Annotated in this window: 25 protein-coding genes and 1 riboswitch; of the genes, 5 read left to right on the top strand and 20 right to left on the bottom strand. The window is 42.4% G+C overall.

The window, feature by feature from the left end; all coding sequences use genetic code 11:
• Positions 1-61 precede the first annotated feature (61 nt).
• Positions 62-1,255, bottom strand: a complete 1,194-nt coding sequence (locus GD002_RS14575) for a class I SAM-dependent rRNA methyltransferase (RefSeq protein ID WP_153733097.1) — start codon at positions 1,253-1,255, stop codon at positions 62-64.
• Positions 1,256-1,739: 484 nt separating this feature from the next.
• Positions 1,740-2,645, bottom strand: coding sequence for a PhzF family phenazine biosynthesis protein (locus GD002_RS14570; RefSeq protein WP_153733096.1), 906 nt, complete (start codon positions 2,643-2,645; stop codon positions 1,740-1,742).
• 227 nt (positions 2,646-2,872) lie between these two features.
• On the opposite strand from GD002_RS14570, the gene GD002_RS14565 reads away from it, so the two are divergent.
• Positions 2,873-3,607: an MBL fold metallo-hydrolase gene (locus GD002_RS14565; RefSeq protein ID WP_153733095.1), complete on the top strand. Its 735-nt coding sequence runs from the start codon at positions 2,873-2,875 to the stop codon at positions 3,605-3,607.
• A 43-nt stretch (positions 3,608-3,650) separates the two neighbouring features.
• Here the strand turns inward: GD002_RS14565 and GD002_RS14560 are convergent, their stop codons facing one another.
• The 11 genes from GD002_RS14560 to GD002_RS14510 form a co-directional block, all read right to left on the bottom strand.
• On the bottom strand, positions 3,651-4,481 hold the full coding sequence (locus GD002_RS14560) for an undecaprenyl-diphosphate phosphatase (protein ID WP_153733094.1): 831 nt from the start codon (positions 4,479-4,481) through the stop codon (positions 3,651-3,653).
• Positions 4,482-5,012: 531 nt separating this feature from the next.
• Positions 5,013-5,645 carry a response regulator transcription factor gene (locus GD002_RS14555; RefSeq protein ID WP_153733093.1) on the bottom strand — a complete coding sequence of 211 codons (633 nt, stop codon included), beginning with the start codon at positions 5,643-5,645 and terminating at the stop codon, positions 5,013-5,015.
• Complete coding sequence (locus GD002_RS14550) at positions 5,620-6,663, bottom strand: sensor histidine kinase (protein ID WP_153733092.1); 1,044 nt, start codon at positions 6,661-6,663, stop codon at positions 5,620-5,622. The genes GD002_RS14555 and GD002_RS14550 overlap by 26 nt, the downstream gene beginning before the upstream one ends.
• Positions 6,660-7,361, bottom strand: coding sequence for a cell wall-active antibiotics response protein LiaF (gene liaF, locus GD002_RS14545; RefSeq protein WP_153733091.1), 702 nt, complete (start codon positions 7,359-7,361; stop codon positions 6,660-6,662). The genes GD002_RS14550 and liaF overlap by 4 nt, the downstream gene beginning before the upstream one ends.
• A gap of 62 nt (positions 7,362-7,423) precedes the next feature.
• The gene (locus GD002_RS14540; protein WP_153733090.1) at positions 7,424-8,041 is read right to left on the bottom strand and encodes a PspA/IM30 family protein; all 618 of its coding nucleotides are present in this window, start codon (positions 8,039-8,041) and stop codon (positions 7,424-7,426) included.
• A 14-nt stretch (positions 8,042-8,055) separates the two neighbouring features.
• Positions 8,056-8,403, bottom strand: a complete 348-nt coding sequence (locus GD002_RS14535; RefSeq protein WP_153733089.1) for a lmo0954 family membrane protein — start codon at positions 8,401-8,403, stop codon at positions 8,056-8,058.
• A 345-nt stretch (positions 8,404-8,748) separates the two neighbouring features.
• On the bottom strand, positions 8,749-9,210 hold the full coding sequence (locus tag GD002_RS14530; RefSeq protein WP_153733088.1) for a DinB family protein: 462 nt from the start codon (positions 9,208-9,210) through the stop codon (positions 8,749-8,751).
• A gap of 67 nt (positions 9,211-9,277) precedes the next feature.
• On the bottom strand, positions 9,278-9,628 hold the full coding sequence (locus GD002_RS14525; RefSeq protein ID WP_153733087.1) for a hypothetical protein: 351 nt from the start codon (positions 9,626-9,628) through the stop codon (positions 9,278-9,280).
• A gap of 149 nt (positions 9,629-9,777) precedes the next feature.
• The gene (locus GD002_RS14520; RefSeq protein WP_153733086.1) at positions 9,778-11,991 is read right to left on the bottom strand and encodes a sensor histidine kinase; all 2,214 of its coding nucleotides are present in this window, start codon (positions 11,989-11,991) and stop codon (positions 9,778-9,780) included.
• The gene (locus GD002_RS14515) at positions 11,988-12,170 is read right to left on the bottom strand and encodes a hypothetical protein (RefSeq protein WP_153733085.1); all 183 of its coding nucleotides are present in this window, start codon (positions 12,168-12,170) and stop codon (positions 11,988-11,990) included. The genes GD002_RS14520 and GD002_RS14515 overlap by 4 nt, the downstream gene beginning before the upstream one ends.
• Entirely contained in the window at positions 12,148-12,837 is a 690-nt protein-coding gene (locus tag GD002_RS14510) for a response regulator transcription factor (protein WP_153733084.1), read from the bottom strand. The genes GD002_RS14515 and GD002_RS14510 overlap by 23 nt, the downstream gene beginning before the upstream one ends.
• Before the next feature lie 182 nt (positions 12,838-13,019).
• Between GD002_RS14510 and GD002_RS14505 the strand changes: the two genes are divergently transcribed.
• Together GD002_RS14505 and GD002_RS14500 are read left to right on the top strand one after the other, a co-directional pair.
• Positions 13,020-13,205 (top strand): hypothetical protein, encoded by a 186-nt coding sequence (locus GD002_RS14505; RefSeq protein ID WP_153733083.1) that lies wholly within the window; start codon positions 13,020-13,022, stop codon positions 13,203-13,205.
• Positions 13,206-13,384: 179 nt separating this feature from the next.
• Entirely contained in the window at positions 13,385-13,981 is a 597-nt protein-coding gene (locus tag GD002_RS14500) for a hypothetical protein (protein ID WP_153733082.1), read from the top strand.
• 46 nt (positions 13,982-14,027) lie between these two features.
• Here GD002_RS14500 and GD002_RS14495 read toward each other — a convergent pair whose 3' ends face one another.
• The 7 genes from GD002_RS14495 to GD002_RS17815 all read right to left on the bottom strand — a co-directional run bounded on the left by GD002_RS14495 (position 14,028) and on the right by GD002_RS17815 (position 22,907).
• Positions 14,028-14,726, bottom strand: a complete 699-nt coding sequence (locus tag GD002_RS14495) for an ECF transporter S component (protein WP_153733081.1) — start codon at positions 14,724-14,726, stop codon at positions 14,028-14,030.
• Entirely contained in the window at positions 14,699-16,372 is a 1,674-nt protein-coding gene (locus tag GD002_RS14490; protein WP_153733080.1) for an ABC transporter ATP-binding protein, read from the bottom strand. The genes GD002_RS14495 and GD002_RS14490 overlap by 28 nt, the downstream gene beginning before the upstream one ends.
• Positions 16,354-17,232, bottom strand: coding sequence for an energy-coupling factor transporter transmembrane component T (locus tag GD002_RS14485; RefSeq protein WP_153733079.1), 879 nt, complete (start codon positions 17,230-17,232; stop codon positions 16,354-16,356). The genes GD002_RS14490 and GD002_RS14485 overlap by 19 nt, the downstream gene beginning before the upstream one ends.
• Positions 17,233-17,249: 17 nt before the next feature.
• Positions 17,250-18,119, bottom strand: a complete 870-nt coding sequence (locus GD002_RS18110) for a DUF4430 domain-containing protein (RefSeq protein WP_153733078.1) — start codon at positions 18,117-18,119, stop codon at positions 17,250-17,252.
• Between the two features lie 63 nt (positions 18,120-18,182).
• Positions 18,183-20,486, bottom strand: a complete 2,304-nt coding sequence (locus GD002_RS14475; RefSeq protein WP_153733077.1) for an S-layer homology domain-containing protein — start codon at positions 20,484-20,486, stop codon at positions 18,183-18,185.
• 112 nt (positions 20,487-20,598) lie between these two features.
• On the bottom strand, positions 20,599-22,125 hold the full coding sequence (locus tag GD002_RS14470; RefSeq protein ID WP_153733076.1) for a prenyltransferase/squalene oxidase repeat-containing protein: 1,527 nt from the start codon (positions 22,123-22,125) through the stop codon (positions 20,599-20,601).
• A gap of 159 nt (positions 22,126-22,284) precedes the next feature.
• A riboswitch (cobalamin riboswitch) is annotated at positions 22,285-22,472 on the bottom strand.
• Between the two features lie 258 nt (positions 22,473-22,730).
• Positions 22,731-22,907: a hypothetical protein gene (locus GD002_RS17815; RefSeq protein ID WP_194841621.1), complete on the bottom strand. Its 177-nt coding sequence runs from the start codon at positions 22,905-22,907 to the stop codon at positions 22,731-22,733.
• 154 nt (positions 22,908-23,061) lie between these two features.
• Between GD002_RS17815 and GD002_RS14465 the strand changes: the two genes are divergently transcribed.
• On the top strand, positions 23,062-23,547 hold the full coding sequence (locus GD002_RS14465; RefSeq protein WP_153733075.1) for a QueT transporter family protein: 486 nt from the start codon (positions 23,062-23,064) through the stop codon (positions 23,545-23,547).
• Between the two features lie 187 nt (positions 23,548-23,734).
• Positions 23,735-25,225 (top strand): glycine betaine uptake BCCT transporter, encoded by a 1,491-nt coding sequence (locus tag GD002_RS14460; RefSeq protein WP_153733074.1) that lies wholly within the window; start codon positions 23,735-23,737, stop codon positions 25,223-25,225.
• Positions 25,226-25,567: the final 342 nt, after the last annotated feature.

The following is a 25,567-nucleotide window of genomic DNA, read 5'->3' as shown; positions in this document are numbered from 1 at the left end:
GAGTACTAGGGAATATGGCAATTGTCACCCAACGTTTTTGTGACGATTTCGGTCACTCCTATTACTTCAACTTCTGCACGATCACGACTTTTAAATAATTAAACTCAGGATAGTCGCGTGGAGTACGGAAATCTCTCGGTAATGTAGATTCTTCCACTACTTTATAGCGAATATCTGTCTCTTTGAATGCTTGATCGATGAAGCTTTTGAATTTTTTCATGCTGAAGCTAGCGTTGTTTGTAGAAGCCACAATAAAACCATTCTTCTCCGTTACTGCAATTGCTTCTTTCATCAGCATCGGGTAATCTTTCGCTGTGCTAAACGTATATTTCTTCGAACGAGCAAAGCTAGGTGGATCGAGAACAACAAGTCCAAACTTCATGTCATGACGCTTGGCATAACGGAAATAATCGAAGACGTCCATCACTTTAATGTCCTGCTGTTCATAATCGATACCGTTAACGCTAAACTGTTCAATCGTCTTCGCTACACTACGCTTAGCTAAATCGACACTCGTCGTTTTCTTGGCACCACCTAAAGCTGCCGCCACTGAAAACGCCCCAGTATAAGAGAAAGTATTCAATACTTCTTTCCCTTCCGCATAGTGATCACGAATTGCTTCTCGCACATCTCGCTGATCTAGGAAAATCCCCGTCATCGCCCCATCATTTAAATCGACCGCGAACTGCATTCCGTTTTCTTTAATGATAATCGGGAAATCTCCAGGTGTTCCCTTTACAAAATCATCCTGCTCCACATACTGCCCCTTCGAATCAAAGCGCTTTTTCTCATAGATCGCCTGGTATTCCGCACGTTTGTCGAGCACATTGTAGACATGATGACGGAACGCATAGATTCCTTCGCTATACCAACTGACCATATAATACCCATCAAAATAATCAATCGTAAAGCCGCCAATTCCGTCGCCTTCACCATTGAATAAACGAAACGCCGTTGTGTCCGGATCTTCCATATACGATGCACGACGCTCAAAAGCCGTCGTCATTTTCTGGTCGAAGAAATCAAAATCAATTTCTTCATTTTCATTCGAAGTCAGTACCCAACCGATGCCTTTATTTTGCTTCCCATAATAGCCTTTTGCCAAAAATTTATGATAGCGATCCGTCAAACGAAGCAAACTACCTTCCTCCGCCCGAACCTCACTCATCACTGCATCTTTCAAAATTAACGGATAGCCCTTCTTCAAAGCCACTGTCCCTTGCGCATTTAACTGTATCTCAACTATTTTACTCATATCGTCATCCTTAAAATGTATTTACTACATTATCGCATGGATGACGCAAAAGTGAAAGGCGTCGGGTAGAGGCGGCAGGCATAAGACGAAGATGCGAAGCGGCGCTTTTTGCCGCACAGCAGCTTTGACTTATGTCCCGAGCCTCTGCCACCTGCAACTAGATGAACCAAAAGCGAAAGCGGCTTGGTCAGGGTCGACAGGCATAAGACGGACTGGACTTGAGGCGCTTTTTGCCTCATGACCAGGCTAGCTTATGACCCGAGACCCTAGCCGCTGGAGCTGGATGAACCAAAAGTGAAAGGTGGCGCTTAGAGGCGGCAGGCATAAGACAAAGATGCGAAGCGGCGCTTTTTGCCGCACAGCAGCTTTGGCTTATGTCCCGAGCCTCTGCCACCTGCAACTGGATGAACCAAAAGTGAAAGGCGTCGGGTAGCTGTTACAGACGTTGGAGGAATTGCTAAAAAGACCCTTTTGTTGAAAAACTTCATTCCTCTTCAAAACAAACATCAAACTCTTGGACATAAACTGCATTTCCTGTTATTTCAACATCATAGGATTCACTATTTTTCGATACACACACCATGACCCTACCATCCTTATTCATTTCTTGACCTTGCTCTATTATAAGATCTAAGGAATCTTCAAAATCACCACATTTTATGTACTCAGCAAAGAATACTCCCATTACCCCAGAAGCCGTTCCCGTGACCGCATCTTCAACAGTGCCTGAAAATGGGGAAGAAAAGTGTCTCGCATGCATATCAGCATGTTGATCATACGTTTCCAAACAAAACGGATGAATAGATGAATTAGGCATTTCCTTTAAAATTGAAGGGAATTCCTGATTATTAGGTCTCATTCTTTTAAAAGCACCCAATCCTTTTATTGGAATCAATAGTGTCCAAGCACCCGTACTTCCGTATAGAAGAGGCAAGTCATCATCAATATCTGATCGCTTTAAACCAATCGAACTCGCTAGTTTTTCCTTAGACCCTTTAAATTCTTCAAATTGCGGAGAAGCTTGTTTCATTGATATCATTATTCCACTCTCAGTTGTTGATTTGATTTTTATTGGCAAAATCCCTGCCCTTGTTTCAATTGTAAGTTCTGTTTTCTCGCCTAATAATCCTTTTGTTTTTAGCGCATATACTGTAGCCATTGTCGCATGACCACATAAGTTCATTTCTTGGCCCGGTGTAAAAAAACGTATCCTCAGGTCAGCCACTTCCGATTTCATTTGAAAAGCAGTTTCATTGAATCCTACTTTGAAAGCAATTTCTTGCATCTCTTTATCGGTTAGGTGATCCCCATTCAACACGACTCCCGCAGGATTCCCTTTATTGGGCTCTTTACTAAATGCATCGTAATGATAAACCTTTATAGATTTCATTTTCTATTCCTCCAGAAGTCAATTTGATATAAGTGTATAGTAAAGAAAAGTAGAATACGAGGAGGTTGTGCATGTTCATGTATCTGGAAGCCACATAATTTGGTGAATATAGGGTACTATGTTCACAATAGAAGGTAATTTAGCACGTTTAGTCATTTTGAATTGGTCTTAGTGGGGCTGCTTTTTGTGTATTTATTTGTTAAGGTCAATTAAACAGGAGGAATCCCATGAAAATTATCCCACTCGGCATTTGGGGCGGCTACCCGAAAGCAAATAGCGCAACATCTTCTTTTCTCATCGAACATGACGGATTTCATTGTTTGGTGGATTGTGGAAGTGGCGTGTTAGCTGCTCTGCAAAACCATATCACACTCGAACAACTCGATGCAGTCATGATCAGCCATTATCATGCTGACCATATCGCGGATATTGGCAGCCTACAATATAGCCGATTGATTCAGTACTATCTTGGACAACCATCACCCGTCTTGCCGATTTATGGTCATGCTCAAGATGAAGAACAATTTTCGAAGCTAACGTACAAAGAGCAGACACGCGGTGTGGAAATTTCAGAGGATCAATCGGTACAAATCGGTCCATTCACTGTCACATTTTGTCCAACCGTTCATCCGGTGTACTGTCTGGCAATGAAATTTACTGTTGCAGACAAGTCAGTCGTCTTTACGGCAGATACAGAATGGTCAGATCAACTCGTTTCATTCACACAGCAAACGAATTTGCTGTTTAGTGAAGCAAATTTGTATGAAGAGCATATCGGTAAATCGCCCGGACATCTCGGGGGCAGTCAGGCAGGAAAACTAGCCCATGATGCTAGAGTTGGTCAACTCGTACTCACTCACTTGCCACATCATGGCAACATCCAAGATATTTTATATGCAGCGAAAACCGTTTTCAGTGGCCCAACAGAACTTGCGGAAGTTGGAAAGTTATATACACTATGACGAAAAAACGACCATGCACACATGGCAAGGTCGTTTTTCCTTCTTATAAAAATACAATAACTGCTAAAATTACTGCTAGCACAATACGATAAATCGCAAATGGTACTAACTTAATTCGAGAAATCAATTTCAGGAAGAATCGTATGGAGATGAGCGAGAAGACGAATGCGCTCAAGAACCCGATTACATAGAACCAAATATGATCCATCGACATATACTCCCAGTTTTTCAACACGGACACAAGACTTGCACCAGCCATGATCGGTACTGCCATGATGAACGTGAAATCTGCTGCAGTCCGGTGATTCATTCCGAATAACACCCCTCCAGAAATCGTCGCACCCGAACGAGAAAACCCTGGCCATAACGACAAACACTGAACGAGCCCGACTGTAAACGCCTGCCGATATGTAATTTGATCCAGCGTCTGTACTTTTGGATGTTTGGGTCCAAAACGATCCGCCGCAATCATCAATAGAGCCCCTGCAACTAACGCGATAATGACTGTCTCGACTCCGAATAAATAATCATCAATTAAATCCTTAAATGCAAAACCGAAAATGACTGCTGGCAACATACCAACAATTACATGAAGCAAGTTGAAACGTTCACTCATCTTGACATCATTATCCACTTTGTACAAACCGACCAGACTAAATAATCGTTTCCAAAATACAACGACAACGGCCAAAATCGAACCTAGCTGAATAACAATCTTAAACGTAATAGCCGGATATTTCCCCAAAAACTCCTCTGTCTTTAACCACATATCATCAACAATAATAAGATGGCCCGTCGAGGACACCGGTGCAAACTCGGTCATCCCTTCTACAAATCCCAAAATTAACGCTTTAATTAAATCGAATAATTCCATATGATTCTCTGACTCTCTTTCCGCGAAGGTCGCCCCTCACCTATTCTTTTTCTTGAATACAACCTTAATAATACACCGTAATCATGACGCATAGTTAGTGGATAAGTTTCACGTGAAGTTTTTATCCACATGTTCATAATCTAACATTTTGTGTAAATATAACAGTTATACACATTTACCAGTGGATAGATTGTGGAAAAGTTAGTAATTTCTGATTATTTCATGAAATAAATAGTTGTTATCCACAAAACTAGATGCTATCTGATTATATGCCAAATAAATTGGTATGATTCAACTTGCTAGTAAACTTGTTCAGTATATCACTTGGAATCTTCTACTACCAGAACGCAAAAGATCCTTCCTACGCGCGATCTGCTTCGGAAAGGATTTCTACATAAATATAACAAATCGGTCACTAGATGGAATTGTTTGGTTTCTTGTCTGATTTGCTCTGTTCCGTACTAGTTTCACTCGGCCCAGCAGTAGAAAATTGCTCAGTGCGACCTCTTTTTCGCATTTTCCAGCAATAAATCAATCCACCAGCTTCTTTTGAAACGCATAAATGACCGCTTGTGTACGATCTTGGACTTCTAGCTTCGATAAAATATTGCTGACATGGGTCTTCACAGTCTTTAGCGCGATGAACAATTCATCTGCAATTTCTTGATTCGACTTGCCTTTTGCTAGCAGTAATAAAACCTCAAGTTCCCGTTCTGTCAAATCTTCATGCAAGGCATGCGCTTGTCCGTTACGCATCTTGTTCATCATTTTCGATGTCACTTCGGGTTCTAGCACAGTTTGCCCCTGCATCGTCTCTCTAATCGCATCCGCCACTCGCTTGGCATTGGATGTTTTCAAAATATAGCTGACGGCTCCTGCTTCAAGCGCTGGATATAATTTATCATCGTCAAGAAAGCTCGTGACGATAATCACTTTGGCTTCCGGCCACTTCCCAATGATTGCAGCAGTCGCTTCCGCCCCATTCATTTCCGGCATGACCATGTCCATCAAAATAATATCAGGTCTTAGCTCTAGCGCACTTTCCACCGCTTCCTTGCCATTCGTAGCTTCCCCAATGACCTCCATATCAGGCTGCATTTGCAAATAGGTCGATACGCCGATGCGCACCATTTCATGATCATCCACTAACAAGATCCGAATCATCCGACAGCTCTCCTTTCTGGATTGGCAATTTCACTTCTACAATCGTTCCTTGGGATGGTACCGACACAATCTTACAACTGCCACCGATTTCAATTGCCCGCTCGCGAACATTTTGCAGTCCATACGATCCGCCTTTGCCATCGTCTTGCTTAAAACCAACACCATTATCTTGTACGCGCAAAATGGACAATCCATCTCGTTCAATTAATAACACTTCCACTTCAGTTGCCTGAGCATGTCTCAACGTATTCGACAAAGTTTCCTGCGCAATACGGAATAAATGATCTTCCGCACCTTTGGAAAGTTGAATTTCTTCTAAACGATGCCGAATGTCGAATGTCACTTTCTCCTTCAGCTCGATCAATAACTCTTCCAAACCTTTTGCGAGGGTCTGATTATGCAAGGCAGCCGGTCGTAAATGGAGAAGCAATGCACGCATTTCAAGCTGTGCTTGTTGAACCATTTTCTCCACTTGTAACAGTGGTTTTTGAATAGGTCCTTCATTCGCTTGCTCTGTGATCGCGGATAACAGCATGGAAGCGGCAAATAACTGCTGGGAAACCGAATCATGAAGCTCCCTTGCTAATCGCTGCCGTTCTTGGACGATTCGTTCTTGAATAATTTTATCCTGCGCTTCCACTCGTTCATCTGTAATTCGCCTCAAGCTGCTGCGTTGCGCTTCCAGAACTTGATACAATTGTTCAATCGAGTGATTCGTTTGTTTCCTCATTTTATTGGAAGTGATAAATTCCTGTTTAGAATGTAAATCCTCTAATTTCTTTGTAATGAAATTCTCTCTCGTCCGATTGTTGAGATTCATCCAACTGGAAATTCCTAAACTGATGATAAAGATAGTCGTCAGTAACCATGCAATCAGTGGCATGTCAGCCGCTTCTGTATTTAATAACAGTCGTCCGTATTCCTCTACAGACAGATCAATAAATACATAAAAAAACACAGCCACTAGCCCACTAAACATCAATGTTAGGAATAAGGTACGGCCTATAATCGCTTTCATTTCCTCCGCACCTCCACATCGCCAATCCAAGTAAATATGGAAATAATGAGTTCTGGATCATTCGGTTGTTTTGTTTCATAGCCATCTTTTTCTTGCAAGGTTTCATTCACCAATCGCTTGGGGGCACGCCCTAAGATACGTGTTTCTCCAAACAGTGTAGCGTAATGGACACGCACTGGAATATCGTACGGAAGCTCAATCGTAATTTTTCCAACACTTTGACGAATGGAAATAAAAGAAGCTCCTTTTGGCAAAACGGTATCCGTCACATCCACATGAATATTTCCGAACAACCCTTGAATGTGCACGTCCTCCCACTCATACGTAGAAAACGGTGTAGATTGAACAGAAAATAAACGATTCCTCCACAAACCATTGGATACGCTAGACTGAGGTGTCCTCAGCGATCCAAAAATTTCATTAGCAGGCGTACCTTTCCACATTTTCATTAAAATATATAGCACAACGCCCAAAATTAGCAATCGCAGACTCCAAAGTGTCAGCAGCGCCATGACAATGAAAAACAGACCGAGGATCGCTGTCCACTTGGCCCGTTTTCGATATCCATAGTAGAAAAATCCCCCACCCAAAAGGAGGAAAATGATATTGCCGTTTGAAAAGAAAAACGCTTCTATAAACACTAGCACTAGGAAACCTAGCGCAAACATCGCGACTTTATTGGAGCCTTCGCTATTCATTTCATTCTCCTCCTTCTCGATGAGGGAAGCCCAATGCTTCCCTCTATAGTTTACACAATTTCCTATGAGTTTGCGTTGGTTTTTTCTAATGACTCCAAGCGCTGCTCCATGGAAGATGCAGATTGCTTCGATGGCGTCGAACCACCAAGATTTTCAATATACGCATGCAAATGATCCAGCGTCGAAAACATGTCTTCTGGAGCGACAAAGCGATTCATCTTCTCCTCCGCTCGCGTGACGTTCTCCTTACCCATCAATTGTAGCTGACGAACTCGCATATCTTTCACACGATGCTTCATCTCTTCAAACTTTCGTTCCAATGAAAGCAATTCATGCGTGGCGTCTTGAATGCTCGCGGACAATCGTGCCACACGTCCCTCATACGCTTCGACTTCTGCTTTTGCAAATGAAATCAATTCCTCTTCTCCGGTCGCTTCCGCCAATTCTAACTGACGACGACGTTTCATCGCCATCAACTCTGCGTCTTGTCGCTCCTGCTCCAATTCCTCTTTCAGCCGACCTTGTCGCTCTAGCAATTTACCAATTTCTACAGTTTGCTGCTGCGCATCCAAAAAGTATTGATTCAGAGTAGCTAATGGATTTTCCTTCTTTTTTTTATCGAATAATCCATTCAAATCTTCCTGTACTGTATATTTTACACGATGCCAAAATGCATTCATGGTTCATCTCTCCTTTACTTTGTAAGTTCGTTCCATTGGCGTTCGAAATTTGTAAACGGATCATCTGATTTAGTGATAACTGGCTGAACCTCACGCTCATTCCATTTCCGCCACACATAATAAACTCCTATCAATGCGATGATGCCGACGAATGCGGGAATATTTGAAACCGAGCTGATCAAACTACAAATCAACACGATCATCCAAACTACCTTAGCAAATGTTGATTGGCTCTTTCTCCAGTAATGAAAACTAACAAACGCAATCAATCCGGAGACTGCAAGTGCGATCATCGGTGCCAAATTCGCTACTAGCGTAATACCCGCTACGATTCCCAGCAGCACAAGTCCAAATTTTTTCATGTGTATGTCCTCCCTTCATTTGTAACTCTAGTTTATAATGAATTCACCATTTCTCCGACAGCCCCACAGCGGATTTCATTCTACGACTTAAGGCTGAGTGGAGTGTAAGACTTGTTTGGAGCGGTTCTGCTTGGCTTTCGCTCGGTTCTCTCTGGCTTTGGAGCGGTCCTTCTCGACTTTCGATCGCTCCTCCCTGACTTTCGCGCGGTTCTCCTCGGCTTTCGCTCGGTCCTCTCTGGCTTTGGCGCGGTACTTCTCGACTTTCGATCGGTTCTCCCTGACTTTCGCGCTATCCGACATTTTTACCATAAAAAAAACAGCCAGATTTTCTCTGACTGTCCATCATCATTTGGTTATGCGAGCTAAACCATCGATCACCCCGGCATGAATTCCTTCGTGCCACGCAATAAACTGAAGAACTTCATCCACCGTGTTCATTGTCAGCAATTTACCGATAGAAATAGGCGATTCCAATACACGATCTAACTGCCCCTCTACAACTTGTGGAATTCGTTTACCTTGTTCTTTTAGTGCTACGACTAAATCTTCGGCACTCGGTGGAGTATCTTGCCAAGTGGAAGGACTGCTGCCTGATTTAAAAAACGAAAACCAGTCCCCGTGGCTCGGTTCATACTGATCCAACGCTTGGCTCAAAAACTCTTCGGTAGATACGTAGATATGTCCCACATTCCAGCGAATTGTATTGGAAAAGCCTTCTGGTTGCGTATCCCATGCATCCTCATTTGCTTTCTTAATCTGTCCTAATGTGTAACCTCTTGCAAGTGCTGCTTGCTGAATTGCTCCCATTTATTCCACCCTCTCACATTCCACTATTATCAATCTAAAAACAGCCACGCAGGTTAGCTGGCTGAGGTCAAGAAGGATCTGTTGGTTTTTTTATAGATTTATGTTCATTCCATTCATCGTGTGCTTGCTGATTATATTGTCTGTTATATTCTTCCTGATCCCCATATGGAAATTGTTCGCCTGGTTTCAGATCGTGATAATTTTGGCTTGGCGATTTATTTTGACTGTACGCAGATGGTTTGTGTTCACCTGTCCGATCTTGTGCATTTTCTCTGAAGACCGTAGTGGAATCAGAATCTGCAGGATCTGCAAGTGGAAGTTCATCTGATCGTTTCGCTTTCTTCCCACCATATATCTCGTCTTTCACTTTAGGTTCTAAATCTTTTTTGTTTGGGTACTTACCGTCAACAATTGTCATGCTACCACTCCTCCCTTTCATGCTCTCGATGATATAGAGACTCCACGTCCTATATATACCCTAGTTCGCCAACAGCTAAACCATTTCCTTCTCTAATCTAAAAATTCAGAGAAAGACAGGAGTTTTCACCTGTTTTTCTCTGAACCCTTTTACCCAGCGACTATATCTACCGTTACTTTAAACAAATCTCCATCGACTTCCACTTCCATCTTTCCACCATGCAAATCAACAATTGATTGGGCAATTGCTAGTCCAAGACCTGAGCCTTCTGTTTGTCTAGATTCATCGCCACGCTTGAATCGTTCGAACAATTCATCGGTATTGTCCCCAATTTCATATTTCGCTATATTTTTTATGGTAATGCGTGCTTGCGTGCCGACTTTTTGAAGGTTCACATACACTCTCGTACCCGGCAATGAATATTTCAATGCATTGATAAGCAAATTATCCAGCACACGCCACCATTTCTGTCCATCCACCATGGCATAGACCGGAATTTCAGGCAACGTAATTCGAACATCTAAACTCGACACCGCAAAATCTTCCGCATGCTCCGCCAACGCCTGTTGCATTAACTGATTCAAGTCCACTCGTTGCCTTGTCAGCTCCAAATTCCCACTTGCCATCTTGGAAACTTCGAATAAATCTTCAATCAATGTTTTTAGACGCTGTGATTTCTGATCCAAAATGCCAACATATTTGGCTCGCTCTTCAGTAGATAGTGTTTCATCTTTCAATAAATCCGTATACGTAATGATGGAAGTTAGTGGTGTCCGCAAATCATGACTGACATTCGTTATCAGTTCCGTCTTCAATCGTTCACTTTTCGCTTGTTCATTAATGGAGACACGGACTCCTTCACGTAAATTGTTCAAATTTGCAGCGTGCTTAGCGAGAGCAGATTTTCCTTTGACTGGAATTGCTTGTGTCAAATGCCCTGCTGCCATGTCACTCGTCGCAGCAAAAATTCGATTCAAGTAAGCACCTCTACTGGCAAATACGTATAGTGCAGGTAAACCCAAAAACATTACACAAGCTGCATAAATTAAGAAAAAGAAAGGTTCTATAAAACCTCCAACAAAACCGATACCTGCCAAAAAGAATCCAATCAGCAAGATGAATAATTGAACACCAATTGTTCGGTTGCTGAACATCTCCACAACATTCTGAATAAATGTAGCTGTATAACTATCTCGTAATGCCTGCTCCAAATAGCCTGGCTGTATGACTTGCTCTATTAAATGGACTACTTGAAACGTTAGAAGTGCCGTCAACAAGACTCCGAATAAGAGAAAGCTTACCACCATATTACCCGCTGTTCCCAGTGTGAAATATGTGAATTTATTCAGGATACTCCATGTTTCTGTTTGTATATAGTTTGCGAGAAAGAGTACAGTGAGCAGTAAGACAGCAGCTTTCAAATCAATTTTCCAGCGTGAATAGGCAGGTGCAAACCGAGAAAACAATACCCATTCTCTCCGAAACTTCACTACAGTGAGCAACGCCACAAGTGACAGTATACCAACCACCCAAAATGCGTACATGCTATATTTCCCACGCGTAAATTCTTGACTCTTTTCATACAAGCCGCCTGCAGCAAGTGCTTCTTTAGAAACAATGACGGTCCCTCGAAAGTATTGTGGTTTTTGACTGACGCTACGAACATCTTCACTTGTTAGTTCTATAGATGAATCTACAGCAGCGTCTCCTGTATACTCTGAGTAACTATTGTGATCTAGTAGAATTGAATCCGCCTTAAAATATCCATTAGATTCGTCAAATTTTTTCTTATAAGCTACGGGTACGCTGACGTCACCTTTCGTAAAACGCTCACCAGTGTCCACATTGACCAATTCATAGGAAATCGGTAAATTATCCTGCCGCCTGTTTTCTATTTCTTCTATATAAAGTTCCAATTGTTTTGCTTTCTGATTGCGAATCTTGTCCTCTATATGTTCATCACTTTCAAAATTTTTCTGAATATCTTCAATCTTGATATCACGCTCTTTCACTAGGGCTAATAATAGCGTTTCATTCTTCTCTTCTTTTGCTTGCATGATCCGTTCTGCATACTGCTCTTGAATATTGCTCAATTGTTCAGCTAATGTTCCAAACCTATTGCGATGTTCTTCAATCTCATCTTTTGAAACCGGCAATTCTCTAGCTGCTTTTTCAAAATCAATTGGATTTAGTACAGCAGCACCTAAGTGATCATATGTGCGCTCCATTCTCCATGAAAAATCCTCTTGATCAATGAGCGTTTTCCCAACAATCTGCGGAGCATAATGAAAAACGGACGGCAATGCGATGAGAACAATTGTAACTAGCGCTGACCAGATTCCTAATTGTATTTTTTTATTCATCCTATCGTCCCTCCTCTTACAAGGCGTCCAAAGTAATCAACAGCCATACTCAAGCGTTCCCATCCATTTGCGAATAAATCGACCGCGAATGACGCACAGTACAACAGACTGCCAATTGCAAGGACAATGGCAATGATTGACCAAATAAGCCCACTACTATTTCTCGATCTTGTAGCCAACGCCCCACACCACCTTCACGTACCGAGGATTTTTCGGATCCGCCTCAATTTTCTCCCGGATTTTCCGGATATGCACCGCCACAATGTTTTCTGCATTATACGCTTCTTCATTCCACACACGCTCATAAATTTCATTGATGGAAAATACTCGACCCGGATGCTTCATGAGCAATTCCGTGATCTTATATTCGATTGGAGTGAGCCGAACCGGTGTCCCATCCACCGTCAGCTCCTTCGCCTCTTCATTCAAGACGAGCCCATCGACTTCTATCATTTTTTGTCCATCATATGTTCCAAGTTGCACATAGCGCCGAAGTTGCGATTTCACGCGAGCCATTAGCTCCAGCGGATGAAACGGCTTTGTTACATAGTCGTCCGCACCGACAGACAAGCCATGAATTTTATCTGAATCCTCCGCTTTTGCGCTCAACATGATGATCGGGATATTTTGCACTTCCCGAATTTTGAACGTTGCTGTAATCCCATCCATATTCGGCATCATAATATCCAAAATGAGTAAATGTACTTCATTTGAAGCGAGCAGTTCCAACGCTTCTCGACCATCCTCTGCCTTCAGCACGCAATAACCTTCATTTTTTAGATAAATCTCAATCCCATCCCGGATTTCCTTATCATCATCAGCTACCAACACCGTAAACTCTGCCACTTTCCTCACCCCGCCTCACTAATAACTTCATTCTACCACCCATCTCTTAACAAAGATTCATGATAAGTATGAAGAAAATCTTAAGGTTTCCATATAGTCTATCCTTAAACACTCACAACAAAAACCTTCATCCGTATAATCCCAATAAAACAAGCCACACTTTTAAAGTGGAGGTGACGACAATGCCGAATAAAGACAAACGCAAAAAGAATGACAAAATGAGAGAAGAGTATGGGTACGGCTATGATCTCAGTCCAGATGATTTTGACGTGATCGGGCAAAATGATGCGGCAAAGAAGAATAACGCCAATTCACAAAAAGATAAGAAACGTGTGCAGACTGGTGACGACTATACCACCAATCCATAAGCATCCAAACAAGCACCCATCACATTGTGAATGGGTGCTTTTCATATATTTCAAAAAAGAATGTGGTCATATTTAGTAATTTCTCATGAAACTCTCATTTTCCTCACAGCTTCTTATAAATTAGCTCCTGTAAGATGTAATTATGCAACATTCACTACATTCTAAAGGAGAGATTCATCATGAAAAAACAAATCATTTCTACACTAGGTGCACTTATGTTAACAACAGGTGCTCTTCACGGAGTAAACGTTGAAGCGAGCCAACCTTCCACATCTCATCAGTCAGCTGCCATTTCCCATTATCAAGGTGGATACCAACACACTGCTTCAATTGACATCACCACACTTCCAGAATATGAAATGATTGCAACGAAAGTAGACGTAACTGGACTCAACTTTGGAATCGTAACCGATCAGCCAAGTATTCGTAAAATGCTTTTGAATGATGCGAAAGGACGTACACAATATAAAACGATTTATAATAAAACAACGAAACATCTAAAAATTATTAACACACGAGGCGGTCTTGTATTCAATCAAGTAATTACTGAGCAACCAGCTGATCAAGTACAAAAGCCTACTAAACCAGCTGTTAAACCCGCTACTCCAGAGTACGAAGCTCTATCTGCTAAGGTTGACTTGACTGGCTATAAAACACGTGTTGTAGAAGATAACCACTTTAAACGTATCACTTTATTTTCAGATTCTCAAAACCGCGTACAGTACAAAACCATTTTCTTCAAACGTACCGATGCTGTGAAAATTATTCGTTTATAATAGATTGAAAAAAGAAGCAGCCCAGACACCGTCTGGCTGCTTCTTTTCATCCCGTCTGCTGCTCCAATAATCCGTACTTCCGCTGAATCCGCTGTAAAATCTTGATCCAACTAGCACCAAAGACGATAAGGAAGAATACATTGGACAAAGCATGTGCTAAATCAAAGTAAATACTCGACACGTAAATCCCAACGAAAAACTCCCAAGACAGCGCTTCGATGTTGCTGACAATGATCCATATATTCATGAACCAGCCGAATAAGTAGCCCCATAAAAAGCCAAAGACACATTTTCCCCACAGCGTTTTCATCCACCGTGTATTGCGCAATAAACCTGCACTCATTCCCATCATCCCCCACGCATACATCTGCCATGGCGTCCACGGTCCTTGTCCAAGAAAGAAATTCGAGACGATGGCAGCTACTGCACCGACGATAAAGCCCGATTCAGCACCAAAAACGAGTCCGGCCATAATGATAATGAAAGAAGTTGGCTGCACGCTTGGCAAGCCAGCAAACGGAACACGCCCGACTGCTGCTATCGCCGCTAGCATCGCAAGCAGAACCACTTCCCGCCCAGCGACTTCCCTCCACTCGAATCGAGCGAAAAACGGTATCATAATACACGCAATCATAATCAAACTCAACAATAAATATGCCTTATAATGAAGAAAAACGATCGAAATGACGAGTAACGCCAATAACACTAAAGAGACGGCTAGTAAATATTTGCGGGAACGCTCCATGTCGCAACAGCCTCCTCATACGTTAAGACTTCCGGCTGTTGTGTTTCCCGTGTCGCGCGGTTGATCGCCGTCGTATAAAAATAATTTCCTTTAAACAATTCATTCGGCGTTCCGTCCGCTGCGATTTCCCCATCAAACATCATTGCGCAGCGCTCTGCATATGTTGCAGCAAACCCGATATCATGCGTGACCATGAAAATCGTCAGTCCTTGTTTTTGTAAGCCGGACAGCAATTCACCGAGCTGTTGCTTCGAAATTGGATCCATTCCTTTCGTTGGTTCGTCAATGAACAGCATCTCCGGCTCCCCCAATAAAATACAGGCGAGTGCTGCTTTTTGAACCTCGCCACCTGAACAATCGTAAGGGTGTCTCGAGCGCAAATGGGCAATTCCAAATGCTTCAAGCAATCGCTCGATCCTCTTCGTTGTATCATCTAATCCGAGACGTTCGCCCAGACTTTTCATCTCCTCTTCAATCGTTTGCTGAACGAAATACGTACGAGGATTCTGCGGCAAATACGCAATCTTGCCCAGCCAATCCGTATCCTTACTTTTTTTCATATCCCTTCCCTTAAATCGAACTTTCCCTCGTTGCGGCTTGATGCTTCCCAAGCTCACGCGCAATGCAGTCGTTTTCCCACTACCATTTCCACCAACCAATGAAAAGAATTGTCCTTTAGGAATCCCTAAATGAAAACTTTTCAGAACGAACGGCTCTTTCTTCTTATACTGAAAATGTACGTCCTCCATCTCCAGCAGCATCTGTTCCATGCGTGGTTTCAGCTGCACATCAGAACCAATAGCTTCCCGTTCTTCCCGACCAATCCATTGCTTACACTCTTTAACAGTCAACGGAATAGATTGACGAATCGGCTGTTTTTCAAACTCCATATAGAGACGCGCAAATGCTGGGAGATAGGGATAAAATGCTGTTTCCTGATCCGCATATAGCTCTTCAATAACTTGTCGGCTAGTGCCGTTATAGCGCAATCTGCTGTTCTCCATAAGAATCACTCGATCCGCCATGGCATACAGTTCTTCCAATCGATGCTCCACCAGAACAATGGTCATACCCGTTTCTTTGTTCAACCGTTCCAACATTAGGACAAGTTCTTTTGCAGCTACCGGATCTAACTGTGAGGTAGGTTCATCCAACAACAGGACACGCGGTTTCATCAGCAACACAGACAATAGATTTAGTACTTGCTTCTGTCCACCCGACAATTCTGAAGGCTTGGCGTTCAGCAAGTCTTCCACACCGAAAAAGTGAACCATCTCCGCCACTCGCTTACGCATTTCAAACGTAGAATAGCCTAGGTTTTCCAAGCCAAATACGATTTCCTGCATCACTTCGTCCATGACGATTTGATTGTCAGGATCTTGAAACACATAGCCTACCTGCTCTATCATCTGGCGAGGTTCCCATTCATTTAGCGGTTTGCCTTTGTACAGAATGTCACCTTCCAGATTACCCGTAGGCGTCAATTCTCTCTTTAGCAGTTTCAACAATGTCGTCTTACCGCTGCCGCTAGCACCACCGATTACAACAAATTCTCCTTCATTTATAGAAAAACTAATGTCTGTCAGCACGTTTTGGTTTGCATCAGGGAAAGAAAACGACACATGATTTAAATTGAATAATTCCATTTTAGCTGTTCTCTCCCTTCTACAAATACTGGAAATAGTGCGATAGCCAAGCTACTTACAAATACCAACCAATCTAACAGGTATAAATGCAACGTGCCAAGCGCAGGGTAGATAATGATTTTCCCATAGCCTAAAAATCCTCCAACGACGCAGACCGTGAACAGCAACACAAGATAGACGAGCCATCGTTTATCGGATTTGTTCATTCGATAGGGTATGTAGGGTTTCCGTTTGCCTAATCCATAGCCTCTCGCTTTCATAGAATCTGCTGTTTCAATCGCTTCCTCCAATGACCAAGAAAGCAAAATCTGTAGGATGGACATGCCACTTTTTGCTCTTTCACGAAGTGTTCCTTGCGTGATCGTCATCCCTTTCAGCCGCTGAACGTCTTGGATTTCCGTCAAACGTCTTTTCAACAATGGAACAAATCGTATCGATAGCATGACCAAGAAGGCTGTTTTCGGTAGGATTCTAGAGAAGATGAATAATAATTTATTGCCATTCAACACGATGTTCAACGAGATGAATAATAAAAGGATCATCAATAAGGACATAGACGTTACAACACCATAAAGCGTGGCCTCTAGCGTCACTTGCTTCCCCCTAAAATAAAAGAAGATATGCGTACCTCTTGAATTGATGAACGGATTAATCAAGATGATCAGCAATGTCATACCGATCATCCATGGAGCCCATTGTTTCATGGCTTGCCCTCCATCATGCGTAAAATTGACCGCAATCAATGCCAGACAACCTGCCAATAAAAAAATGGGATGGTTAAAATACATCGCGAAAAAGCCAACGCATATGTAATAGAAAAACATCACGAAAGGGTGAACAGCTTGTATTCCGTTGCCCATCAGTAATTCCCCTCTCTTTATCTACGGAACGGCTTTAAGTTCGCATTCAGGTCTACACCTAAATTCGTTGTATACAGCCATTCGACTTGGTCACCGTCCATCAATGGCACAACGCCCGCACCACGGTCAGGAAATATTCCATTGACACGGTACATCCAGCCACTCCCCTGTCCTCTGTCAAATTCATAGACATTTGCCATTCCTTCTACATAGGCAGTCGCTCCTTGTCCTCCGCGATAATCCATTTGCACTTTATGCTTCTTCGTAATTTCAATTAAAGCTGCTAGTACCGTATCTCCGTCTTGAATTTCCATTTCGGTTGGAGGTAAAGGGACTTCACTTGGTGAGATCACAATTGAGTAGACAATTTTACTTTTAGCTGGAGCAGCTGGTTTTTCTACAGCAGGAGGTGTAGGTTTTGGATCTGGCTTGACCGCTGGTTTCTCTGTCGGCTTAGACGCTGGCTTTTCTGTTGGTTTTGCGACAGGTTTTTCCGTTGGTTTAGGTGCCGGCTTTTCTACTTTCGTCGGTTGTTTTTCCGATGGAGTTGTAGGTTTTTCCTCTCTTGGTTTCGTCACTTCTGGCTGTGCAGGTTTTGGTTTAGCAACAGGTGCTGTTTCTGTTTTAGCTGTATCTACCTTATCGTCGGTGGTAGATTCTCCATCATTTGTTGCTTGTTGTTCAGGATTCCCTTTGTTATCTTCTTTCAAATCGCCGGATAATTCTTCATCTATTGGTTCATTGGGCTGTTCCTCGATAGTGGGAACGTTCTCGATGTCCTGATCTTCAAGTCCTGTGGGCTTTTGAAGAGAAGAACCGCACGCAGTCAGCAGGAAAGCGAGCGTCAGAATGAGCAGGAAACCTGTAAACTTCTGTAGTTGTTTCAAGATGAAACCTCCTTATGGAAAAATGAAGACAATCTTGCACTTCTAGAGTGCAAGATTGCTTGATTATTTTGTATTCAAAAACTCTACGATCATTTTAGCGGCTTGTGCACGTGTAGTGGAATCACCTGGCTTAAAGTTACCGTTGATTCCCTTTGCCATATCAAGATCATATAGCATCGTCATGGCACGAATTGCCTCTATATTATAGCTATTGATATCTCTAAACGGAGCCACTTGACTGATTTGATACTTTTTACCGTTTTGTACTTCATATGCTCGGTACAACATGAGCGCCATTTGAGCACGTGTGACTTTTTGAGTAGGCAAGAACTTACCATCTTTACCGTTCACTAACCCATGATGATACGCAGCAGCCATTTCAGCCTGTGTATCTTTTGAATAGCCTTTGGTATCTACGAATGGATTCTCTTTATTTGTCTTGAGATCCAATGCACGTACTAAAATCGATACAGCTTGTGCACGAGTCAAAGATTGATTCGGTCTGAACGTGCCATCTTTATAGCCACTGAAAATTCCTTTGTCAACAGCTTGTTGGATATAATTTGCTGATCCATGTCCTTTAATATCCGTAAACTGCGGCGGTGTAGGATTTGGATCTGGTGTTGGTTCTGGGTCTGGAGTTGGTTCTGGTTCTGGAGCCGGCATGACCGGAATTTCACTAAAGCTATACAATGATCCCTTTTCTTTAGTGAATAAATCATAGGCAACTAATGCTTGCAATGCCTGCTCAGTCGCAATCGCATTGGAACTGCGATCTCCTGCTGTATGTTGGAATCCACCGTCTGGCATTTGGAAGCTAAGTAGATGATCCAATAAATTGTTGCCATTCTTCGTGAACATCGGAATACGCGGATCGATTTGATTGGCTGTCAATCCGATGATTACTTGTGCTGTCGCTTCGCTAGAAATTCCTCCAACGAATGCTTCGTCGAAACCACCAGTTGGCCCTTGTGCATGTGATAAGAACTGAACAGCACGGTCCAATGCGTTTCGAACTTGCGGCTGATCAGTGTATGGAGCAATTGCAATCAATGCCATAGCTGTAATATCAAAACTAGTTGAGCCTGCTTTATCTGTTGAAAGGCTCCATGAACCATCGTCTTTTTGATATTTCAATAATTCAGCAAGTAAGCTTTCACGTGTCCATTTCGCATTACTCGGCACTTGGTATCCTTTTGAATCCAGTGCGATTAAAGCGAAAATAATACCGTTATTTCCTTGGAACGTCATACTGTCAGCACCTGTTGCATGCTTTTCACTATTGTATATTTTGTCTAACAAGTTAAAGCCTTTGCCATCCGCGTTCTTAGGATCGATCCCTAACGCAGCGGCAGTCATCGCTAGACGCTCTACATCCGTAATTTTCATTCGACCTTTTCCAGATCTGCTGATGACTTGATCTTGAAGATGTGCTTGGAATTCTTTCTTATAGGAATCCGGTACTTTCTTTCCGGCTTTCACCAGACCAATTGCTTGCCATTCGCTATCCACCTTACCTGCTAGGATATTGGAACTCGCTTGATTGATCGCTGCCGACACTACTTTTGTGTAGTCCTTTACTGGTGGGATAATTGGTTCCGGATCTGGTTTTTGCACGGGTGGAACAGGATTTGGATTCGGCACAGGATTTGGTGTTGGATTTGGATTCGGTGCCGGCTCAGGATTTGTTACCGCAGGCCGATAGGTGACATTCAATGTTTTCGTCACTGTTTCATTCTGCGCATCCGTCGCCTGTATTGAAATCGTATTGTCACCCGTTTGCAATATAGCATTCACGGAGTTGCCTGTGACCGTCATCTGCTGACCATTTACAGTTACTGTCGGTACAAGCTGTGTCCCAAAATAACTCTTAGCATCTACTTGCAATGGAAGTGTTTGCTGTTCAACGGTAGCGCCTGAAGTTACTCCTGAAACCGAGAGCGTCGGCTCCAGGTTTTCTCTGAACGGTGCCAGTTCGGCATTGAGATCCTGACCTAAGTTCGTCGTATATTGCCACTCGACTTTATCTCCAGGAATGAGTTTAATCACTCCTGCACCGCGATTTGGGAATATACCATTAACGCTATACATCCAGCCACTGCCTTGACCACGATCAAACTCAAAGACACCATCGATACCTTCTACATAGGCGGAAGGTCCATTTCCGATCGCTTTCATTTGAATTCCATTTTCTGCCGTACTGCGTTCTAACACATCAAGAACTGTGTCGCCCTCCTTAACTACTACGGATGAAATCGGCATCGGTACTTCTGATGACGAAATAACGATAGAATGCTGCAGAGTTTGTGTTGCCTGCTTTGCTAAGATTGGTGCCGGTTCTTGTGCGGATACTGGTGCAATCGGCATGAGGATCGCTGCGCTTGCTAAAGCAAAGGCGGCCGTTAACTGAGTGAATTTCCTGATGGTAGAAATAAAGCATACCTCCTAATTTCTCTCTTCTTTTAAAGGAGAACCTATATTATTGAATGATGAATAATTTGCGAGTTGCTTGCTTTAACGTTGTTCCATCTTCAGAAACTGATTCTACGATGAACAGCGAATACAACTCTCTACTTGTATAGTTTGTTTGCGGTGTCACTGTTGCTACAGCTCCATTTACTGTAATGCTGACCGGGACTCGCTGTCCTTGTGCATCTTCCACATAAATTTTATTTAGATTAGATGGAGTATTCTGTAGCGTTTTATTAAATGTGATATTCCACTTTTTATTTGGCTCGACTACTTGTGCCGGGAAATAGTGGTATGATCGATCATTATCCACCAAAAAGACTCGTTTTGTTCCTTGTGGTATCGAGGCCGTTTGCTGATTGCCTTGTTCTCCTACTTGGACAATGAAGTACCCGTCCTTTGTCTCCGTTTTCTCGATAAAGGTTTGAGACCATGCACCATATTTGTTTTTCTGTACGCTGAGAAGACTGTCATTCAAGACTCCTTTAAGAGAAGAATGTCCTGAAATTTCTGGCTGTGGCTGCGTCTCTGCTTGCGAGAAGTCATACAAACTTCCTTGACCTTTTGTGTATAGATCGAATGCTACGAGCGCTTGCAATGCCTGTTCTGTAGCCATGTTGTTCGATGCCGAATCTCCTGCTGTATGTTTAAAACCGCCATCTACAGCTTGAAAGCCTAATAGATGATCCAACAGACTAATTCCATTCTTGGTAAAACGTTCGCCTTGTGGATCGATTTTATTCGCAGTCAATCCGATGATTACTTGTGCCGTTGCTTCGCTAGAAATCCCTCCAACAAATGCTTCCTCAAAACCGCCAGTTGGCCCTTGATGTTCAGATAAAAAGTTTACAGCGCGATCTACTGCATTCCTAACATTAGATTGATCGGTGTAAGGGGCTAACGCAATCAATGACATTGCGGTCATGTCGTAACTTGAAGAACCTGTATTGCTAGTTGATAGACTCCAAGCACCGTCGTCTCTTTGATAGCTAAGCAATTCTGCAATAATTTTTTCACGATCCCAGCGCGCATTAGTTGGAACACTGTAGTTTTTCGTGTCCAATGCAATCAACGCGAAAATCAACCCATTCGTTCCTTGACGTGTCATCGTATCGATATCTCTAATATCTTCACTGTTGTAGATCTTGTCCAACAAGTTAAACTCTTTTATATTCGTTGGATCTTTTCCAATAGCTACAGAAGCTATAGCTAGGCGTTCCACATCTGTTATTTTTAGACGGCTTCCGCCAGATTGTCCGATAACTTGGTCTTGTACATTTTGATAAAACACTTCCTCATAGCTAGCTGGAACAGTAACGCCTGCTTTCGCTAATCCGATTGCTTCCCACTCACTGGAAACACCCTGCTGTAGGATATAAGCAGTTACTTTTTGCAATGCCTGCTGAACATCATCTTGTGTGGCTTTCATTACAGAAACAGTTTCCTGAGGCTCACTCGCAGCCACATTTACTGTTGGAGACAACAAGGTCAAGGCCAGTAAAATACTCGCAAAGACCGATAAATAACGCTTGTACAATTAAATTCCCCCTTAAGATAATTTTCATCTATATATAATAGATGTTGTTCCATAAACGTAAAAAGCCCTCGCCTCCAGAAAGAGACAAGGGCACTATGTATAAGGACATTACATCAAGGATTTGATCCAATACAATATGCAGACCTCTCTCCGGGAGGCGTAATGCATGTTATTTTGGCAAGTCTCCTGACTTATGAGCGCTAACACACCTTCATCCTTCCCAGTTATTCACCAGTGGCTTTTTGAAGGCGCTACTCATTTACAGTGGCCGGACCGTTCAGGATTTTCACCTGATTCCTTTTTCATCTTTGTACCTAATACAAAGAACCAAAATATTCTATTAAACTTTTAAACCAGTATACCATAGAGAACCATTATAGTATTTAGTATTTTAAGAGAACAGCAAAAAAAGCTGATGATTCATGTCTATCCATCAGCCTTTGCATATTCATTTCACTACAGATCGATTTTTTTAGATGAACTTCACTTGCTGATTCGACGTCCGCAATGGTGATGTTCACCTTCCCATTATTTCTAGTTGGTTTGAACAGCTGGTATGATCAATGAAAACACGGGCTGTATACCTAAGTAATGAAGAGAATGTATCAAAGTTCCTGGTAATCTCTCTGGTACGTTCCCCCATCTTTCACTTCTGCATGGTATAACGCTTTTAAAGCGAAACTTTTTTCTAATTCGTGCTCTTTCATAATAGCCTTCAATTGTCTATTCAACTCAGGACTTTGCTTTACGAGCTGAGACATTTTATTTTGATTATATTGCATGAAATTCCCTCCTTATTACTTTGGTTTCTTTAGTATAGCACGCACGTCTGAAATTACGTCTAGGAATGCAATTAGATCATTCACCTAGAAAAAAACATCAGTTGTCGATATACTGGAAAAGATTTTTCTATTTTTTCTTAAAGGAGTCTTATTAATGAATGTGAAAACACTCACCGTCAGTGGTATTATTGCGGCACTTTATACAGCCGTCACTTTAGCCATTCTTCCATTTGGCTTTACCAATATCCAGTTCCGGGTATCCGAAATGTTCAATCATCTTATCGTCTTTAATCCCCGTTATATTTTTGGAGTCGTAGTTGGGGTGTTCGTCTCAAACCTCCTGCTATCAGAACTGGGACCGATTGATCTAGTATTCGGCGTAGGACAATCCATCCTTGCTCTATCGCTGACAATTCTATTTTCCCGCTTCACTTCCAATATATTAGCACGGATGGTCTTCAACACGTTCACCTTCACAGCTACTATGTTTTTAATCGCTTGGGAATTAAACATTGTGCTACATCTACCATTCCTTCTAACTTGGCTGTATGTAGCAATAGGAGAGTTTGCTGTCATGGCAATTGGAATACCCATTATGCAAGCGCTAAATAAACGGTTGCACTTTGCTAAGTTGATTTGACTACTACTGAAAAAACGGATGTCAATTAGACATTTTCTCATCTTATATATTTTGAAAGATTGCTATTTAACTAATGGTCACTTTTAAAGTTTGTGACATCTGACAAATGGGTACAATTAAGGGTATGTGACCATATTTACCTACCCGGTCAGTATCTGCGCGGACTACAGGCATTAAAGGGGGACTTATGAAAAAAATTTCACTAACATTTCACATCACCATGGCGCTCGTCATATTCGCAGTCGGGTACGGAGTGATCGCACCAGATCACTTTGAGGAAATGACGACTACTATAAAAAACATAATTGCTGATACAGCGGGCTGGTACTATTTATTGACAGTCTCTATGCTATTTTTCATTTCAGTCTTTCTGATATTTAGTCCAATTGGAAGAATTCGTTTAGGGAAAGATAGTGATAGACCGCAATTCTCTATGATTTCTTGGCTCGCTATGCTGTTTTCTGCAGGCATGGGGATTGGACTGGTCTTTTACGGGGCAGCAGAGCCACTATCCCATTATGCAGTGAATCCCGCCACTACAGCCGTAGAAACAAAAGCGGCTTATAAAGAAGCTATGCGACAGACTTTTTTTCATTGGGGCTTCCACGCATGGTCAGTCTATGGGATGACAGCTCTTGCGTTAGCATACTTTCAGTTCCGCAAAGGTCAGCCTGGTTTGATCTCTGCTACTTTGCACCCTATCCTCGGTGACCGTGTAAACGGGCCTCTCGGTACCATAATTGACGTATTTGCCATTTTCGCTACAGTTTTTGGCGTTGCCACATCTCTAGGTTTTGGTGCTGTTCAAATAAATGGTGGACTGCATTATCTTTTTGGAGTTCCGGTCGGATTTACATCTCAACTGATCATTATTGCGATTGTAACCGTCTTGTTTTTAATTTCCGCTTGGAGCGGACTTGGTAAGGGTATCAAAATCCTATCGAATGCCAATATGGTATTGGCGCTCGCTCTATTAATATTCGTCATTGCGTTAGGACCAACGTTACTGATCTTCAATATGTTCACGGACTCTGTCGGGGGTTATTTGGAGAATCTCATTCGCATGAGCTTCCGAACTGCACCTCTTGATCCTGAAAACCGTACATGGCTCAATGATTGGACAATATTTTATTGGGCTTGGTGGATGGCTTGGTCACCATTTGTCGGAATGTTCATCGCGCGAGTATCTAAAGGAAGAACTATTCGAGAATTTATGATTGGCGTGCTAGTCGTGCCAACAGTGTTAAGTGCAATCTGGTTTTCAGCATTTGGTACTACTGCCATCGAAACGCAAAAAGAAGGGATTATTGATTTAGCTTCCACTGCAACCGAACTGACGATTTTTGAAATGTTTAGCGGATTGCCTTGGTCCTTTGTTATTTCCATGATCGCCATTTTGCTTATCATTTCATTTTTCATCACTTCTGCAGATTCTGCCACTTTCGTATTGGGTATGCAGTCATCCTACGGGTCGTTAACACCGCCCAATAATTTAAAAATTATATGGGGAATTATTCAGTCAACGATTGCAGTTATTCTATTATCTGTCGGTGGTCTCAATGCGCTGCAAAATGTCATTATCATCGCCGCCTTGCCTTTTTCCATTATTTTGATCATGATGGTCACTTCCTTGTTCAAGTCTTTGAAGGAAGAGCGAAAGAAAGTAAAACGACGATGACTACTTCATATTTAATGAGGAAAACTTACTTCATCCTAGTCTGTTTCTAGATTGAGGAAATGTTCGTGGGTTGCTAGTTTGGAGCGGTGTGCCTCAATAAATGTTCGGTCCCGAGAGGTTTTGGCTCGGTTCCAAAACACTTTGGTGCGTTGCGGACTGACTTTCGCTCGTTCCACCAGTTTTTGGATCGGTGCAATAGATGTTTCGCTCGGTTACACATTAATACCAAAAAGCCACCGATCAACGGTGGCTTCAGACTGTAGAAAAACTCCGGAAATTTGGAGTTTTCCTACAGTCTATTTTCTTTTACAATAGAGTAAACGCCAGGAAAAGTTGATTTCC

It is taken from the genome of Sporosarcina obsidiansis (assembly GCF_009651005.1).
Classification (GTDB): domain Bacteria; phylum Bacillota; class Bacilli; order Bacillales_A; family Planococcaceae; genus Sporosarcina; species Sporosarcina obsidiansis.
The sequence above is the reverse complement of the archived record's forward strand: the minus strand, read 5'-3'. Positions and strand labels throughout refer to the sequence as shown.